The sequence below is a fragment of the Mesorhizobium sp. AR10 genome (assembly GCF_024746795.1).
Lineage (GTDB): Bacteria > Pseudomonadota > Alphaproteobacteria > Rhizobiales > Rhizobiaceae > Mesorhizobium.
In genome coordinates this window covers 2,102,013-2,119,038 of record NZ_CP080524.1, presented here as the reverse complement: position 1 = coordinate 2,119,038, position 17,026 = coordinate 2,102,013, and the positions used below count along the sequence as shown (strand labels likewise).

At 64.6% G+C, this 17,026-nt stretch carries 16 protein-coding genes and 1 pseudogene; 13 read left to right on the top strand and 4 right to left on the bottom strand.

Features of this window, described 5'->3' with window-relative positions; genetic code table 11:
• Positions 1-8: 8 nt before the first annotated feature.
• The 3 genes and pseudogenes from LHFGNBLO_RS13765 to LHFGNBLO_RS13755 all read left to right on the top strand — a co-directional run bounded on the left by LHFGNBLO_RS13765 (position 9) and on the right by LHFGNBLO_RS13755 (position 2,525).
• Positions 9-779, top strand: coding sequence for an SDR family oxidoreductase (locus LHFGNBLO_RS13765; protein ID WP_258608182.1), 771 nt, complete (start codon positions 9-11; stop codon positions 777-779).
• Positions 780-931: 152 nt separating this feature from the next.
• Entirely contained in the window at positions 932-1,975 is a 1,044-nt protein-coding gene (gene rsgA / locus LHFGNBLO_RS13760) for a ribosome small subunit-dependent GTPase A (RefSeq protein ID WP_258609714.1), read from the top strand.
• Between the two features lie 96 nt (positions 1,976-2,071).
• Positions 2,072-2,525, top strand: a pseudogene (locus tag LHFGNBLO_RS13755) (NUDIX domain-containing protein).
• 30 nt (positions 2,526-2,555) lie between these two features.
• Here LHFGNBLO_RS13755 and LHFGNBLO_RS13750 read toward each other — a convergent pair.
• The gene (locus LHFGNBLO_RS13750) at positions 2,556-3,743 is read right to left on the bottom strand and encodes a Gfo/Idh/MocA family protein (RefSeq protein WP_258608181.1); all 1,188 of its coding nucleotides are present in this window, start codon (positions 3,741-3,743) and stop codon (positions 2,556-2,558) included.
• A 109-nt stretch (positions 3,744-3,852) separates the two neighbouring features.
• Here LHFGNBLO_RS13750 and LHFGNBLO_RS13745 point away from each other — a divergent pair, with 109 nt between their 5' ends.
• From LHFGNBLO_RS13745 to LHFGNBLO_RS13710, 8 genes are all read left to right on the top strand, one after another.
• A complete protein-coding gene (locus LHFGNBLO_RS13745; protein WP_258608179.1) occupies positions 3,853-4,749 on the top strand; it encodes a MurR/RpiR family transcriptional regulator in 897 nt (298 codons plus the stop codon).
• Positions 4,750-4,826: 77 nt separating this feature from the next.
• Positions 4,827-5,609: an SDR family oxidoreductase gene (locus tag LHFGNBLO_RS13740; protein WP_258608177.1), complete on the top strand. Its 783-nt coding sequence runs from the start codon at positions 4,827-4,829 to the stop codon at positions 5,607-5,609.
• Between the two features lie 38 nt (positions 5,610-5,647).
• Positions 5,648-7,147 carry a mannitol dehydrogenase family protein gene (locus LHFGNBLO_RS13735; protein WP_258609713.1) on the top strand — a complete coding sequence of 500 codons (1,500 nt, stop codon included), beginning with the start codon at positions 5,648-5,650 and terminating at the stop codon, positions 7,145-7,147.
• Positions 7,148-7,166: 19 nt separating this feature from the next.
• Positions 7,167-8,081 (top strand): sugar phosphate isomerase/epimerase family protein, encoded by a 915-nt coding sequence (locus LHFGNBLO_RS13730; protein WP_258608175.1) that lies wholly within the window; start codon positions 7,167-7,169, stop codon positions 8,079-8,081.
• Positions 8,082-8,108: 27 nt separating this feature from the next.
• Entirely contained in the window at positions 8,109-9,167 is a 1,059-nt protein-coding gene (locus LHFGNBLO_RS13725) for an ABC transporter substrate-binding protein (RefSeq protein ID WP_319944220.1), read from the top strand.
• 79 nt (positions 9,168-9,246) lie between these two features.
• Positions 9,247-10,809, top strand: coding sequence for a sugar ABC transporter ATP-binding protein (locus tag LHFGNBLO_RS13720; RefSeq protein ID WP_258608171.1), 1,563 nt, complete (start codon positions 9,247-9,249; stop codon positions 10,807-10,809).
• A complete protein-coding gene (locus tag LHFGNBLO_RS13715) occupies positions 10,806-11,780 on the top strand; it encodes an ABC transporter permease (RefSeq protein ID WP_258608170.1) in 975 nt (324 codons plus the stop codon). Before LHFGNBLO_RS13720 ends, LHFGNBLO_RS13715 begins: the two co-directional genes overlap by 4 nt.
• Entirely contained in the window at positions 11,777-12,763 is a 987-nt protein-coding gene (locus tag LHFGNBLO_RS13710) for an ABC transporter permease (protein WP_258608168.1), read from the top strand. The genes LHFGNBLO_RS13715 and LHFGNBLO_RS13710 overlap by 4 nt, the downstream gene beginning before the upstream one ends.
• A gap of 195 nt (positions 12,764-12,958) precedes the next feature.
• Here the strand turns inward: LHFGNBLO_RS13710 and LHFGNBLO_RS13705 are convergent, their stop codons facing one another.
• On the bottom strand, positions 12,959-13,939 hold the full coding sequence (locus tag LHFGNBLO_RS13705) for a murein L,D-transpeptidase catalytic domain family protein (RefSeq protein WP_258608166.1): 981 nt from the start codon (positions 13,937-13,939) through the stop codon (positions 12,959-12,961).
• 138 nt (positions 13,940-14,077) lie between these two features.
• On the bottom strand, positions 14,078-15,577 hold the full coding sequence (locus LHFGNBLO_RS13700) for an ATP-binding protein (protein ID WP_258608164.1): 1,500 nt from the start codon (positions 15,575-15,577) through the stop codon (positions 14,078-14,080).
• 279 nt (positions 15,578-15,856) lie between these two features.
• Between LHFGNBLO_RS13700 and LHFGNBLO_RS13695 the strand changes: the two genes are divergently transcribed.
• Complete coding sequence (locus LHFGNBLO_RS13695) at positions 15,857-16,087, top strand: hypothetical protein (RefSeq protein ID WP_258608162.1); 231 nt, start codon at positions 15,857-15,859, stop codon at positions 16,085-16,087.
• Between the two features lie 62 nt (positions 16,088-16,149).
• The gene (locus LHFGNBLO_RS13690; RefSeq protein ID WP_258608160.1) at positions 16,150-16,416 is read left to right on the top strand and encodes a DUF982 domain-containing protein; all 267 of its coding nucleotides are present in this window, start codon (positions 16,150-16,152) and stop codon (positions 16,414-16,416) included.
• Positions 16,417-16,458: 42 nt separating this feature from the next.
• On the opposite strand, the gene LHFGNBLO_RS13685 is transcribed toward LHFGNBLO_RS13690, so the two are convergent.
• Positions 16,459-16,944: a hypothetical protein gene (locus tag LHFGNBLO_RS13685; protein WP_258608159.1), complete on the bottom strand. Its 486-nt coding sequence runs from the start codon at positions 16,942-16,944 to the stop codon at positions 16,459-16,461.
• Positions 16,945-17,026: the final 82 nt, after the last annotated feature.

Genomic DNA, 17,026 nt, shown 5'->3' with positions numbered 1-17,026 from the left:
CGCCTGGCATGAGCATTTTCGACAGATTTTCCCTGAAAGGACGTGTGGCGCTGATCACCGGAGGCGGGCGTGGGCTCGGCTTCGAGATCGCGCGCGCCTTCGCCGAAGCCGGCGCCCATGTGGTCGTGACCGGACGCACTGCTGCAACGCTCGACGGCGCCGTAACCGCTATCGCCAGCAGCGGCGGCAGTGGGCAGGCAATGGCCTTCGACATAGCAGACATCGAGGCGGGGCGCGCCGCGGTCGCGAATATCCGCAAGACCTGCGGCCGGCTCGATATCCTCGTCAACAATGTCGGCGCCCGCGACAGGAGGCCGCTCGCCGCCTTCGGCGACGACGAGATCCTTCACCTGATCCGGACGGATCTCCTTTCGGCGATCTCGCTGTCGCGCGAAGCCGCGGAAATCATGAAGGCGCAAGGCCATGGCCGGCTGATCGCGATCACCTCGATCGTTGGCGAGATGGCGCGTCCCGGCGATGCCATCTATCCCGCCGCCAAGCAGGGACTGACGGGCTTGATGCGCAGCATGGCCGTCGAGTATGGCGCACACGGGGTGACGAGCAACGCCATAGCTCCGGGCATGTTCGCGACCGAGACCAATGCTGCCTTGGCGGAAAACCCCGACATGCTCGCCTTCGCCCGCCAGCGGGTTCCGCTGCAGCGTTGGGGTCAGCCGCAGGAAATAGCGGGTGCGGCGCTTTTCCTTGCCAGCGATGCCGCATCCTTCGTCAACGGGCATGTCCTGACCGTCGACGGAGGAATGTCCGTACAGTTGTGACGATCGGAACCGGAACGAACCGGGCCTTGTCGTCTGGATGCTTGCCAAATCCCGGCGTGCCGCCCATACAACGGCACGAGTGATCGCTCCGCCCCGAGGGCCTGTCGTCCGCGCCCATTTTGCCAAGGATACTGTCCAATGTCTGCGACGCCGTGCCCTTGGTCGAAGCCGTGACGGATCCTCGATCAATATCCCTCGCAAGCCTGGGATGGACGGATTTTTTCGGCGATCAGCTTGAACCGCATGAAGCAAACCTCGTCCCAACGCGCATTGCCACGGTGCACCGCGATCGCCTGACCGGGCTATCCCAGACAGGGCAAACGGATCTGACACTGCCCGCACAAGCCAACACCGGCGACTACGCCGTTGGCGACTGGGTGCTTGTCGATCCCCATGGCCACCTGCTGCAGCGGCGTCTGACCCGCAAAACAGTGCTGGAACGCCGTACCCAAGGCGGCAGGACCCCGCAGCTGGCCGCGGCCAATGTCGACACGCTGTTCATCGTCACCTCATGCAATGCGGATTTCAACATCGCGCGGCTCGAGCGCTATCTGGCGCTAGCGAATGAGGCCGGAACGACGCCGGTGATCCTGCTGACCAAGGCCGATACCGTGGCCGACGCCGAGGCTTACGAAAAGCAGGCAGCCGCACTTCAGCGCGGATTGGCCGTGGTGACGTTGAACCCGCGCACATCAGACGCTGCAGCCGCCTTGGCCGCATGGTGCGGCGCGGGGCAGACGGTGGCGTTGGTCGGTTCCTCCGGCGTCGGCAAATCGACACTGGTCAACACGCTGGCCGGATCGGCGCAGCAATTGCCGCAACAGACCGCAGGCATTCGCGAACACGATGCCAAGGGACGCCACACCACCACCGCGCGATCGCTGCACGCCATAGCAGGCGGCGGCTGGGTAATCGATACGCCGGGAATGCGCACGTTGCAGGTCAGCGATGTGGCCTATGGCATCGACACGCTGTTTGCCGAAATCACCGAACTTGCCCCGCTGTGCAAGTTCCGCGACTGCACCCACGTCCACGAACCGGGCTGCGCGGTACAAGCTGCCCTGAAGGCTGGTACGCTGGATCCGGAACGTCTTGCGCGCTGGCGCAAACTGTCCGACGAAAACCAGAACAACACGCCGGTTCAGAGTGGGCCTCGTGGCAGCAAATCTCCCGGTGGTCGTGGAAAGAGGCGTTGAACGGCTAGGGTTTGGTCACGCCCCTTGGCTTCAGATCGGCGCCGTAGCAAAAACGCGCCCCGACTTCCGGACCAGAGTCGCAAACGGACGTAACAAATGGCAAAACGCAGCGCGGGATTGCTGATCTATCGTCGAAGCGATGGCGATGTCCGCGTGCTTCTGGTTCACCCCGGTGGACCGTTCTGGGCGAAGAAGGACGATGGCGCGTGGTCGATACCGAAGGGTCTCGTCGGCGAGAACGAGGACGAGTTGACGGCAGCGCAACGCGAGACCGAGGAAGAACTCGGCGTCAAGGTCGATGGTCCGTTCGCGCGCCTTGGCGATTACAGGCAACCGGGCGGAAAGATCGTCTCGGCCTGGTCTTTCGAGGCGCGTAGCGACATCGATGTGGCCACCATCAAGAGCAACAGCTTCACAATGGAATGGCCACCGAGGTCTTCCGGAGGTCGACAGAGCGGGCTGGTTCACCTTGCCCGAGGCCGCAGTCAAGATCCTTGCGGGGCAGCGCCCGATGCTGTCGGATTTCGCGGAGCAGCAGGGCGCCGGATGATTGCCGACGCAACCGATCTGCCGTCGCGGACTATCCCCCAAACCGCGCAGCCGTCCACGCCCCGCCCGCAGAGTTCGAGTCCACCGCCGCCGCGACGAACTTCACGCCGCGCGCGCCGTCGACGACATCGGGCACTTGCGCCGCACGGGCCGGATCGACCGTCCCGCCTGAGCGATGGGCGCGAATGATGTCAGCCGCGTCGCGATAGAAATTGGCGAAGGCCTCGATATAGCCTTCCGGGTGGGCTGCCGGCATGCGCGACACCCGGCGGCTTTCCTCGGACGATCCATGTCCGCCGCGCACCAGCGTGCGCGTCTCCTCGCCATAGCGCGAGAAGCGCAGTTCCTCCGGCCGCGTGCCCGACCATTCGAGCCCGGCCTTGTCGCCATAGATGCGGACGGAAAGATCGTTGTAGTGGCCGGGCGACGTCTGGCTGGCCAGGATCGTGCCACGCGCGCCGCCCGTCCAGCGCACCAGCACATGGGCGTTGTCGTCGAGCCGCCGTCCCGGCACGGCGGTGAACAGGTCGGCGGAGACCGCCTCGGCCTCACAGCCCGAAATGAAGCTCGCCAGGTTGAAGGCGTGCACGCCGATATCTGCCAGCACTGCGGATTGCCCGGCCCGTACCGGATCGGTGCGCCATTCCGCCTGCTTCTGGCCCTGCGCATCGATCGGCTGGGTCAGCCAGTCCTGGATGTAGGCAGCGTGCACGGAAACGATGCGGCCGAGTTCGCCGGCCGCCACCATCTCGCGCGCCTGGCGGACCATGGCGTAACCAGTGTTGTTGAGCGTCACCACGAACCGGCGGTTTTTCGCCCGCGCCAGTGCCACCAGCGCTTCGGCGTCGGTCAGTGTCGTCGACAGCGGCTTGTCGCAGATGACGTCGATGCCGGCTTCGAGGAAAGCGGTGGCGATCGGCGCATGCAGATGGTTGGGCGTGACGATGACGACGGCTTCGATGCCGTCGGGCCGGGCCGCCTCGGCCTGCGCCATCGCGCGGTAGTCGGCATAGCTGCGCTCGGGCGCGATGCCGATCTCGGCAGCCGAGGCGGCCGCATTTTCGGGGTCCGACGACAGCGCGCCGGCCATCAGTGCGATCTGGTCGTCGAGCCGCATCGCCAACCGGTGCACGGCGCCGATGAAGGCATTGCGGCCGCCTCCCACCATGCCGACCCGCAAGCGTGCGCGCATCGATCCGTCAGCGATTGCATGGACCATGATTTTTCAAACTCCTCCCGGACAGAAGCCCCAAGACGCCGCTAACATTTTCGAACACCTTTTCCAATTTCCATATTGTAAAACGATCGTACCGCGCTAGCCTGAAATCATGAGTGGGGCGCGCAAATCATCGGAACGGTCGATTGCCGACGAGGCGGCAACCCGCAAACGTGGCCGGTCGCTTGCCGCGCTCGGCTACACCAAGCCGCAAACCTATGAGGAACTGCGCGCGGTGCTGTCGTCCGGCACAGTGCATTTCCCCAAGCGGCTGCGGCAAGTCGCCATTTTCCTGTGGCAGCATCCGAGCGATGTCGCGCTCGGCACGATCGCGCAGGTTGCCGACCAGGCCGGCGTGCAGCCCTCGACGCTTGTTCGTTTTGCTCAAATCTTCGGCTATGCCGGCTTTTCCGATTTTCAGGGGCTGTTCAAGGACCACGTCAAAGGCTCCTGGCCGGAAGGCCGGGCGCGCGAGGGCCAGGAGCGGACCGAGCCCAATGCCAATCTGCATTTTCTCAACGGCATGGTCGCGGCATCGCAGACCTCGCTCGGCCGCATCGACAATGGCTTCGACATCGAAAGCTTCGAGAAGATGGTCGAGCTTTTGGCTGCAGCGGACCTGATCTATGTCATCGGCTCCAAACGCGCCTTTCCCGTCACCACCTACCTCTCGCTGACTTTGTCACAGCAGGGCGTCCGCAACGTGCTGGTCGACAATGTCGGCTCCACGGCGCTGGATCAGGTCGGCTGCATCGGCAAGCGTGACGCGGTGCTTGCGGTCTCCTTCAGCCCCTACAATTCGATCACCCCGGACCTCGTCGCCGTCGCCCATGAGCGAAAGGCGCGCATTGTCACCATCACCGACAGCACCTTCAGCCCGCTGGTCAAACTGTCGGACACCTGGCTGGAGGTCGTCGAGTCCGACTTTGCCGGCTTCCGTTCGCTGGCCGCGTCGCTGGCCGTCGGCATGGCCCTGGTCCATGGCGTCGCCGTGCGCCGCACGCAATGAGATCGCTTGGCACAATTGACTATGGAGAATTGGCATTCCATATTTAGAAAAATAGAAACTTTGTTCCGGGAGGAGGAATGGAGCTTCGCCTCGACAACAAGGTGGTGCTGGTCACCGGCGCCACGCAAGGCATTGGCCGGGCGATCGCAGAAACGCTTGCGCGTTCCGGTGCCGGCGGCCTGCTGGTCACTGGCCGCGAGCCGGTGCGCGGAGCCGAGGTCGCGGCAGCGCTTTCCGAGATCGGCGCGCCAACCATCTTCGTCGCCGCCGATCTGGCGGACCCCGCTACCCCCGCGCATTTGGTGGAGGCATGCATTTCCCGCTTCGGACGGATCGACGCGCTGGTCAACGCCGCCGGCCTGACCGATCGCGCCTCGTTTCTCGATGCCGGCCTAGACGACTGGTCCTCACTGTTCGCCGTCAACGCGCGGGCGCCGTTCTTCCTGATGCAGGCGGCCATCGCCGACATGGTCAAGCGCGGACAAGGCGGCGCCATCGTCAACATCCTGTCGATCAACGCGCATTGCGGCTCGCCGGAACTCGCCGTCTATTCGGCCACCAAGGGCGCGCTCGCCACGCTGACCCGCAACGCGGCCAACGCCCATCGCTTCGACCGCATCCGCGTCAATGGTATCAATGTCGGCTGGACCGACACGCCGGCCGAACGCATCATGCAATCCGAGACGCTTGCGCACGGTCCGGGCTGGATCGACGCCGCCAACGCCTCGCAGCCATTCGGCCGCCTGCTGGCGCCAGGTGAAGTGGCGAACCTCACCGTCTTTCTGCTGTCCGACGCCTCCGGACCGATGACCGGCTCCCTGATCGACCAGGAGCAATGGGTGATAGGGGCGAACCGGTGAACGCCGTATCCGGATCGCTCGAAGCGCTCAACCCGGAGATGATTATCCGGCTACCGGATTCGGTGCAGAAGCCGTTCTACGACCGGGGCGCCCTTGCTCCTGGGATGGCCCATATCGGCGTCGGCGCCTTCCATCGTTGCCATCAGGCCGAATATACCGACGATCTTCTCTCCCTCAGGTTCGATCGCTGGGGCGTGGTCGGCATCAACATTCGTCCCCCGCTTCTGTCGGAGACGCTAGGACGACAGGGCGGGCTCTACACGCGCCTCGTCCGCGAAGATAATCGTGTCGAGGCGCGCGCCATCGGCAGCATGGTCTCGGTCGTCGACAGCCAGGACAGTGCAGCACCAGCGCTCGACGTGCTGGCCTCGGCGGACATCGACGTCGTCACGCTGACCGTGACCGAGAAGGGCTATTGTCACATTCCGTCGAGCGGCGCGCTCGACTTCGATCATTCCGACATTGTCCATGACCTCGCCAATCCGCTCATACCGCGCAGCGTGCCCGGCATCCTGGCGCGGGCGCTCGAACTGCGCATGACCACGCACGGGCATCCGGTAACACTGCTCTCCTGCGACAACATCCCGACCAACGGCGTGATCCTGGCCAATGTGGTCCAGTCGATGGTCGAAAAGCGCGGCAATGGGCTGGCCGATTGGATCGCCGCCAACGTCGCCTTCCCCTCGGCCATGGTCGACCGCATCACGCCGGCGACCTCGCAGGCGGATATCGAGACCGTCGAGCAGCACTTCGGCTACCGCGATGCTGCCGTCGTGGTCGGCGAGCCGTTCCGGCAATGGGTGATCGAGCAGAAATTCGCCAGCCGCGTGCCGCGATGGGACCTGGTTGGGGCGAGCTTCGTCGACGACGTCACGCCGTTCGAACATCTCAAGATGCGGGTGCTCAACGGCGCCCAGACGACGCTGGCCACTCTGGGCGTGCTGGCCGGGCTCGAGCACACCTCGGATGTGATCGCCGACGCGCTACTCGCGACCTTCGTTCGCCGCATGCTGCTGGAAGAGACGCTGCCGACGCTGATGCCGGTGCCCGGCGTCTCCCCGGAGGCCTATGTCGAGCAGAGCCTTGGCCGCTTGCGCAACACGGCGATCCGCCATCGCAATCACCAGATCGCCACCGACGGCTCGCAGAAGATCGTGCAGCGTCTGCTTAACCCGATCCTCGACCGGCTGCGGCGCGGCGACAGCATCGCCCTGTTGTCGGTGCCTGTCGCCGGCTGGATGGCTTACCTGATCCTGGCCTCGGCGCGGTTTGGCGGGCGCTGGCCGGTGTCGGACCCCTATGCCGACAAGGTCGCCGGCATCGCCGACGCGACCGGCGACGACACCAAGGCTCTGGCGAGCGCGATCCTCGCCATCGACACCATTTTCGACCCGGAACTTGCCGCAAACAGGGATTTCCGCGCAGCAGTGACAGGCGCTCTCGACGGTCTGCTCTCGGCCGATCCTATGGGCCTTGTCAGACATATGGTGGAACCAGCGGCGGCCACACGGTTGAAGCTGCCGGCGCAATCGGCATAGTAGGAGGAAGGGAGGCAATATGAAGCTCGGACTGCTCACCGCACCATTTGCGGAGACCCCGCTTGGCGAGGTCTCCGACTGGGCAAGCGCGGCCGGCTTCGAGGCGCTGGAGATCGCCTGCTGGCCGAAATCCTCCGGTGAGAGCCGGCGTTATGCCGGCACCAGCCATATCGACGCCGCCTCGACCTCGGCGTCGCAGGCGAAGGAGATTGCTGCCGCGCTGGCGGAGAAGAAGCTGTCGATCTCAGGCCTCGGTTTCTATCCCAATCCGCTGCATCCCGATGCCGCCCATCGCCAAACCGTCATCGATCACCTGAAAAAGGTGATCGTGCTGGCGAGCCGGATGGGCGTGCCTTTGGTCAACACCTTCTGCGGCGGCGACGCCTCGAAAACGGTCGACGCCAACTGGGAGGAAGCGCTCAAGGTCTGGCCCGCCATCATCGCCCATGCGCGCGACAACGGCGTCAAGCTGAGTTTTGAGAACTGCCCGATGATCTTCAGCTATGACGAATGGCCGGGCGGCCACAACATCGCCTATTCGCCCTACATCTGGCGCCGCATCCTCGAAGCCTGGGGCGGCGATGTCGGGATGAATTTCGACCCGTCGCATCTGGTCTGGCAGATGATCGACCAGGCCCGCTTCATCAGAGAATTTGGGCCGCACATGCTGCATGCCCATGCCAAGGACCTGATGATCGACCGTGAGGGCCTCTATGAACGCGGCATCCTTTCCGCCGGCATCGGCTGGCAGGTTCCGCGCATGCCTGGGCTCGGCGATGTCGACTGGAACGTCATCTTCTCCGGCCTCTATCGGGCTGGCTACGATGGGCCCATCATCATCGAACACGAGGACCGGCGATTTGAAGGGAGTGACGACAAGGTGAAGCGAGGCTTTCTGCTGGCCCGCGATGTACTGCGCCCCTTCGTTAAGTGACGACTTCTGGACTGAAACAAGAAATCAATGTGGAGGAAGACTGAAATGAAAAATAGAAAATATCTGACGATGGTTCCGCTGCTTGCCGGCGCGGCCTTCATGGCTTCGGTGGGCGTCTCGTCCGCCGAGGGCAAATACACGATCGGCATTTCCAACACCGTGCAGGGCAATGGCTGGCGCGAGGAGATGATCTGCGCGATGAAGGCGCAGGCGCTGGCCTCCGGCGAGGTCACCAAGCTCAACATCGCCCACCGCAACACCGACGCGGCCGGTCAACTCGAGGACATCCGCAACCTGATCAGCGCCAAGGTCAACGCCATCGTCGTCAACCCGGCCGATCCGGCCGGCATCAAGGCTGGCCTGGAGGAGGCCACAAAGGCCGGCATCGTCGTCGTCGCGGTCGACCAGGCGGTCACCGAACCGTCAGCCTACATCATCTCCAACAACCAGGAACAATATGCCTATCTCGGCGCCAAATGGCTGTTCCAGCAGATCGGTGGCAAGGGCGACGTGGTCTATATGCGCGGTGCTGCAGGCGCTTCCGCCGACAGCGACCGCGACAAGGGCTTCAAGAAGGCACTTGCCGAATTCCCCGACGTGAAGGTCGCGCAGGAAGTGTTCACCGGCTGGCAGCAGGATCAGGGCAAGCAGCAGATCCTGTCCTTCATCGCCACGGGCACGCCCTTCAACGGCATCTGGACTTCTGGCATCGACAACGTGATCGTCGATGCGCTGGTCGAGTCGCAGGCGCCGCTGGTGCCGGTTGTCGGGGCCGACAATGCCGGCTTCGTCGGCCAGCTGAGCTCGGTCAAGGGTCTCGTTGGTGCTGCGGTCACCAACCCCGGCTCGATCGGCGGCGCCGGCGTCACGCTGGCACTGCAGATCCTCAACGGCAAGAAGCCGGCACAGCAGACCGTTCTGGTTGAGCCGCAGCTGTGGGAGAACGCCACCGAGGAAGGCAAGGCCAAGCTCAAGGCAGCGGCCGATCCGTCGCTCAGCCCGGAATGGCCGGTCTCGATCTCCATCCCGGAATGGACCACCTACACCAAGGAACAGATCGTCGCCTGCAAGGGCCCGGGCGAATAATCGCCTGATCTGCAATTGAAATGCGAGGACGGCGGGCGTTTGCCTGCCGTCCTTGCCGCGCAACTGAGAACCGCATGATTTGACAGCGAATCCGCTCCTGGACGCCACCGGCGTCGTTAAGAACTACGGCGCCGTGGCGGCGCTGCGCAATGCGTCGCTGTCCGTCCTGCCGGGCGAGGTTCACGCCCTCATGGGCGCCAACGGCGCCGGCAAATCGACGCTGGTGAAAATCCTGACCGGCGCCATCCGGGCGGACGCCGGGCGCATCCTGATCCGCGGCGAAGCCCGCGATGTGCGCTCGCCCGCCGATGCGCGCCGCGCCGGCCTGCTTCCTGTCTACCAGGAGCCGTCGCTGATCCCCGATCTGGACGTGCTATCCAACCTTCGGCTGACCGGTACGCCGGTCGAGCCGTTCCGCGCCTGGGTGCGCGAACTCGGCATCCCCGATCTCGACATACGCGACACCGCGCGCGACATTCCTTTGGCCGTGCTGCGCGTGCTCGATCTGGCGCGCGCTCTTGCCGTCGAGCCCGACGTTTTGCTGCTCGACGAGATGACCGCCGCCTTGCCGGCGAACCTTGCCGAAAAAGTGCTGGAAGTCGTGCGCCGCCAGGGTGACGCCGGCCGTTCGGTAATCTTCATTTCCCACCGCTTTGTCGAGATATCGGCGCTTTGTGACCGAGCCACCGTGCTGCGCGATGGCGAGACCGTCGGCGTCGTCGATATCGTACCGGGCGTCGAGGAGCAGATCGTCGAACTCATGCTTGGCGCGAGGATCGTCAAGACCCAGATGGCCGCGCGTACCGCGAGCCAGGCCGCTTCGACTGCGGCCAGCCGCCCGCGGCTGAGCGTCCACAACCTGCGTGTAGGCACCAAGCTCAATGATGTCTCGTTCGATCTCGCCGACGGCGAGGTGGCCGGTGTCGTAGCGCTTGAGGGACAAGGTCAGGACGAGCTGTTTGCCGCGCTCGCCGGCTCCATCCGGCCAGGCGGTGGAACGATCGAGGTCGACGGCCAGTCGGTCAAATTTGCCCACCCGATCGACGCTATCCGCACCGGCATCGCCTATGTCCCAGGCGACCGCGCCGAAGCGCTCGCCATGCAGCGCTCGGTGCGCGAGAACATTGCACTCCCCTTCAGCGCCGCCTTGCGCAACTGGGGCCCGATCAACATGCGCCAGGAACGCGCCAAGGTCGTCAGCGCCATCCAGCGGCTGCAGATCGACACCCGTGCCCAGGGCGAGGTGCAGCGCCTGTCCGGCGGCAACCAGCAGAAGGTGACGATCGCCCGCTGGATCGCCGCTGACGCGCGGACCATCCTGTGCTTCGACCCGACGCGCGGCATCGATGTCGGCACCAAGCAGGAGATCTACAAGCTGCTGCGCGAACTCGCCGATCAGGGCAAGTCGGTGCTGTTCTACACGTCTGAACTCGAAGAGGTGCAGCGTGTCTGCGACCGCGTCATCGTCATCTTCGGCGGCCGCGTCGTCGATATCTTCCCGGTGGAACTCGCCGACGAGCCGGCGCTGATGCGCGCCGCCTACGGTCTGCCGCGCGGCGCCAAAGCGGATGTCGGCATCCTTGCCGACCCGACGTCGAAAACCCCGGAGAACCCCTCGCAGACGCCGGGGGCGACGCCATGAGCTATCTGTTGCGCCGGCAGGGCTGGGTCGCCGGTCTGTTCGTTCTCTTCGTCGCACTCTTCATCATCACCAAGCTGATCCAGCCGGGCTATGGCAGCGGCGATTTCGGTTCGCTGGTGCGCGCGGTTTTGCCTTACGCTTTCGCCGTGGCCGCCCAGACCGTCGTCGTCATCGCCGGTGGCATCGACCTGTCGGTCGGCGCCATGATGGCGCTGACCAGCGTCACCGCCGCCTCGATGATGAATGGCGCCAGCGAGGAATACGCGCTTTTCGTGGTGCCGTTCGTGCTGGCCATGGGTTTCGTGCTCGGCGCCGTCAACGGCATCCTCATCGTCGTCACCCGCGTGCCCGACATCGTCGTCACGCTGGCCACCCTGTTCGTGCTGCAGGGGGCTGCCCTGCTCGTCCTCGATGCCCCCGGCGGCGCGGTCGCCGAATGGCTGAAGGCGACCATCGTCGGAACGGTGCCGATACCGGGCCTGCCCGACAACATCGACGCCTGGCTGCCGAAGGCGCTGCTGGTGCTGATCATATGCCTTTGCATCATCTGGATTCCGCTCAAGCGCTCAAAGCTCGGCCTTTCCATCTATGCCATCGGCAGCAGCGAACTGGCGGCGTTTCGCAGCGGCGTGCCTGTGGCGCGCACCCGCATCATTGCCTATGCGCTGTCGGGGCTGTTCGCCGCCATGGGCGGGCTGGCGCTGACTATGAGCACCGGCATCGGCGCGCCCATTCCCGGCCCTTACCTCTTGGCCAGCGTGGCGGCGGTGGTGCTGGGTGGTGTCGCACTCGGCGGCGGCAAGGGCGGCTTGCTCGGCCCGATCGTCGCGGTCTTCGTGCTGCGGCTGGTGCGCACCGACCTGACGCTGCTCGCCATCGACCCCAACGTCACCGCCATCATCGAGGGTGCCATCATGGTCGCCGTGGTGATGTTCGGCGCCTTCATCACCATGCGGAGCCGGCAATCATGAGCAGTGCCGCAACGAGCCCTCAAGCCATCCCTTTCGGCCGCCGCCTCAAGCGCTTCATGGCAGACCGGCCGCTCATCCCGCTGATCGTCCTGCTGGTCATCCTGGTGGTGATCCTGCAGATCTTGCGCCCCGGCATTGTCAACGAGCGCTGGCTCGCCAACACCGTCAAGTTCGCCATTCCGCTGGCCATCCTCGCCGGCTGCCAGACCATGACCATGCTGACCGGCGGCATCGACCTCTCGGTTGGAACGGTGGCGACGATGAGCGCCTTCATCATGGCGACGCAAGTCGTCCATCAGGACCCGGCGGTGGCATTCCTGCTGGCGATGATGCCGGCGGTGCTGATCGGCCTGATCAACGGCATCGGCGTCGGCGTCTTTCGCGTCCACCCGCTGATCATGACGCTCGGCACCAGCCTGATCGGCACCGGCTGCCTGCAGGTCTACCAGCGCACGGTCATTGCTTCGGGCGCCAAAATCCCGGACTTCCTTGCCTGGCTCGGCACCGGCCTGACCTACGGCGTGCCCAACGCGCTACTGCTGTTCGTGCCGCTGGCGGCGCTGATCGTCTTCACCCTAGGCCGTACCGGCTTCGGCCGCCTGCTCTATGCGGTCGGCGACAATGAGCGGGCAACGCGCCTGTCCGGCGTCCAGTACTGGCAGGTGATCACGGCGCTTTACGTCATCTCCAGCGTGCTCGCCGGCATCACCGGCCTGCTCTATGTCGGTCTGATCAAGGCCCCATCGCTGTCGCTCGCAGAACCGCTGGTGCTGCCTTCGGTGGCCGCCGCCGTCATCGGCGGCACCTCGATCTTCGGCGGCCGCGGCGGCTACACCGGCACCATCGTCGGCGCCCTCATCCTCACCGTGCTGACGACGCTGCTGACCATCCTGCAGATGCCGGAAGGCGCGCGACGCATCCTGTTCGGCCTGATCGTGCTGTTTGTGACGGCGGCCTATCTGAGGATTATCGAGGATCGGTAGTGTGCTAGGAGCGAACGGCTGCTTTTGAACCGAGGCTACCGCTATCCTCCAAACCTTGTCCGGCATTGGACACTGGAGTCATGCTCTACCAATGAAGCCCGCCTGTTATAGATCTTCCAGGACGTCTCTAACTATTTGTTCGCCATTTGAGGCCATTGCGCTTGCCGTGTCAGATCAATGCGATGGGCAAGAACGTCACGGCCCCGTGCAGATCGGCAACGGCTGCGGCGGCGGGGCCGGATGATCCTTCTTGTACTGAGCGATGATCGGCTCGAGGGTTTTTCTCGGCCAGAATTTCGGCGCGCCGATTTCCTTCAGGCAGGACGCGTTCCAATAGGCGCCTGCAGCCGAACCCTTCGCGACGGCGGCGATGTCGCGTGATTCAGGGTAGATATAGAGCGTCGTCGGGTTGCCCTTCACCATCGCGATGATCTGTTCTGCATCCGCCGGCGACCAGCTGGTGCAGCCATTGCTGCGGCCGCCGGCGTAGTCCACCAGCTTGCCGAACGGCACGTAGCCGTCATGGTCTGCGTAAGAGCTCTTCGGGCTTTTGCGAAGGCACATGCCCCTCAGCAGCCGCGCCGCGTGCCCGCCGATCACCCGCTGTCTGGCGTTCGCGGCTTCGCCTTCGCCGTCAAACTGTATGAAGGTGCGCAGCAAAACCGCGTCCTTTTTCGCCCCGGTGCGGTAATAGCCTTTGAACGAGGTTTTCGCCTCGCCGGTCATATAGGCGCCGCCGGCCGTCAATGACGAGTCCAGGGCATTGCCGAAGTTTTTCGCACACCGTTTTCCGTTGGCGAAATTCACGACGCCTTTCAAATTCCGGCCGCTGCCGTGGCCCGACGAAATCGCGCGAAACGACTGGTCGGCTTCGCAGATGACGTAGTAGCGGCGCCCCAGCACGCCATTGCCCAGGTCGCCGGGGCGCGTCGCATCCATGGCAAAGTAGCAGGGGTTCTTGACGGCGCCCTGGCTCACCTTTTTCAGGTAGAGCGCGCGCGCTCTCTCCAGCACCACTTGTGCGATTTGACCGTCGCCTTCGCCGACATGGGCCTGCAGCCAGGCCGGGACATCGGATCGTGCGGCAAAGGACCGAGCCGACGCCATCAGGGCGATGACGACGATGAGCAAGCCGAGGATGCTGGCGACACCCAGCGGAACAGATCTCAACCGCACCGGATCAATTCTCCCACCGAATCAGCAAGCGATCATAAAGCGCCTCGCGCCAATCCGCGAAACACATCTTGTTCAGCGCATCCGCTTGCATGAAGAACCGTGGCGGGGACTCGGCAAGGCCCGAAGCGGGACCGCTCCTCAAACAGCCAAGCTCCCCTGCTCCGCTTCCTCGGCATTGGGGTCGCCCGGTGCCGTTGCCCAGGCCAGTTCGACCAGCGTCACGGTGCGCCGGCCGGTGCCGTCTAGCTGACAGACGATCAGGCCCTGCTCCTCGATATAGGTCAGCAGACGCCGGGCGCGGCGCAGCGAGTGCGAGCCATAGGCGCGGGCAATCGCCGCGTCGCTCGGGCACGGCCAGCCCTCCTTCGCCGCCCGCGCAATCATCATGAACACACCTTGCATATCCTCGGGCAGAAGCGAGGCGCGGACCGAGACATCCTGCCACGCATCATCCCCTGCCATATCGGAGCCTAGCCCGGCGCGGGCGCGCGTCAGCAGGCGACGGAACTCCGGCAGGCCCGGCACGACCGAAGCGAGGCCCTCGATCCGGCAGCGGACCACGAATTCCTGATAAAGCACGCCGATGACACGGAACCCCGCGTCGGGCTCCGCCAACACGGCGCGCAGAATGCGGTCCATCCGCTCACGCCGTTCCGCCAGATCCTCGGCGCTGATCGGCTGCTCCACCACTTCGGGACGGATTTCCCGCGTCGCCGACTTCGCTGCCATCAGCTGGTCGAGCAGATCCGGCGACGACCGCCGTTGCGGCCGGACAGTCTCGGGCGGCGGGGCTGCCAGGATGATGGCGCGGGCGTCCTCGAGGGCTGCTTCCGGCAGCGGCATGAGGCGCGGGGTGCCGTTGCGCGGCTGGGTATCCGTTGGACCAATGCGCAGCCCCAGGGGACGGCGCGACAGCGCCGGGCCCAGCGCCATGAACTGCCCGCGCTCCAGATCGCGAAAAGCTTCCGCCTGGCGCCGCTCCATGCCGAGAAGATCGGCGGCGCGCGCCATGTCGATATCGAGAAAGGTTCGGCCCATGAGGAAATTGGACGCCTCGGCGGCGACGTTCTTGGCGAGCTTGGCCAGCCGCTGCGTGGCGATGATGCCGGCAAGCCCGCGCTTGCGGCCGCGGCACATCAAATTGGTCATGGCCCCGAGCGAGAGCTTGCGCGCCTCGTCCGACACCTCGCCGGCGACCGCCGGTGCGAACAATTGCGCCTCGTCCACCACCACCAGCATCGGGTACCAGTGGTCGCGGGCGACCTCGAACAGCCCGCCGAGGAAGGCGGCGGCGCGCCGCATCTGGTTCTCGGCGTCGAGCCCTTCGAGATTGAGCACGGTGGAGACGCGATGCAGGCGCGCCCGCTCGCCGGCGCTCTGCAGGCCGCGCTCGGTATGCTCCTCGGCATCGATCACCAAATGGCCGAAACGGTCGCCCAGCGAGACGAAGTCGCCCTCGGGGTCGATGATGGTCTGCTGCACCCAGGGCGCGCTCTGCTCCAAGAGCCGGCGCAAAAGATGCGATTTGCCGGAGCCGGAATTGCCCTGCACCAAAAGGCGGGTCGCCAGCAATTCCTCAAGATCCAGGGTCGCCGGGGCGCCTGCGGTCGTGTGTCCCATCTCGATCGCAACGGTCATGGTCGACTCAAGGCTCCTTCGCAGACGGGCTTATCAACCGGATCACAGCCCGTCGAGCGCCCATGGCCAACCGCGCCGTGTTGCGCACAGCTGGCTGACGGCGCTTCTGAGCACCCTGCAGATCGTCACCGCTGGCTGTCTCGGGAACATCAGTGATTGCTGAACAAATCTGGCGGCAGGGTGTCGCCAGTGACTCTGGTCGGACCACCATTTCGCTGGCGCTTGCTGCCGGTCGGCGTATCATTCTCACCGGAGAGGGTTCATGGCAGGAGGAGGCCAATGAACGTCGTGCCGAGGGTGGCTGTCGTTGACCTGACAGCCCAAGGACTTGTTACATCTGCGCTTTCAAAATTCCGTGCCGGCGACACCATATCGACTAGGGCCGCACTGGATGCCGTCCGCCGGATTGGTCCTGCTTGCACAGACAGCGACGACGACCTGGTCGAGCTGATCGTCATGACGGCAATTGGTAGGACCATGGGGGTCGTGTTCGACCACCGGTCCCGCTAGTCTATTTGGAACGAATACTCCAGAGCGCCGTTCTGCCCGGTAGAGTTGAGGAGTTTGCGTCAATGCGTGATGAACAATTCGATGTTTCCGTGACGATCGAGAGTGAGCCGATTGGAAGCCTCCTGACCGTGACAGGGACGGTCCAGGCCGCCTCGCTTCTGCTCGACAAATGGCCAGACGAGAGTCGCGGGCCGAAGTACCGGTCGGCCCTGAAAGCCCAGATGGATGCGATGGAGCAGCGGCGTGCGGTTGGCACGGCGCGACGCGCATTCACGGCGGCGGCCAGGGAGGCCAGCGTGTTCGTGAGCGAAGGCCAACCGAGCCGTTAGCCGCCCGCCGTCGTTGATGGACGCGTCGTTGGCCTTTCCCTCCTAGCTGCCCAAAGGATGCGGCATGTAGCCGACAAAGCCAGCTATCTTCCAGTGGCCGCCCACCTTCGTGCAGAAATAGAGCGTCTGCCATTTTAGCCTGTCGGCGCTGCCGTCGGCCTTGGCGACCGAACCATTGAACTTCTTGTGCAGCACGGCGCGATCGCCGTCGACATCGATGTCGCGCATGTTGGTGACGCGAAACAGCGCCTCGCGCAGCGGCTCGGCAAACTCTGTCGCCGCCGTTTCCTTCGCCTGGCGCAGCCACTCGTCGCGATAGGATTCGAGCGTCGGGAACTGTAGCCGCCAGGAGTCCGCGTCGCTGAGGAAATGGGCGTGCATGCCGAAGAAGCTTGCGGCAACGAAATCGTCCTCGACCATCGACCAGTCCTGGCCAAGGAACGCGTCGATGTCGCGACGCACCAACATCTCCCAAAGCGCATGACGATCGGCATCGCCGGCCGGAAACGGATTCTTGTCGTAGGTCATTTTTCTCTCTTGTCTGGGAATGCGTCCGGCCGCTTGGTGGTCAGGTCCGTGATCACCCGCCGGCGGCGCGCAAGATGCTGAT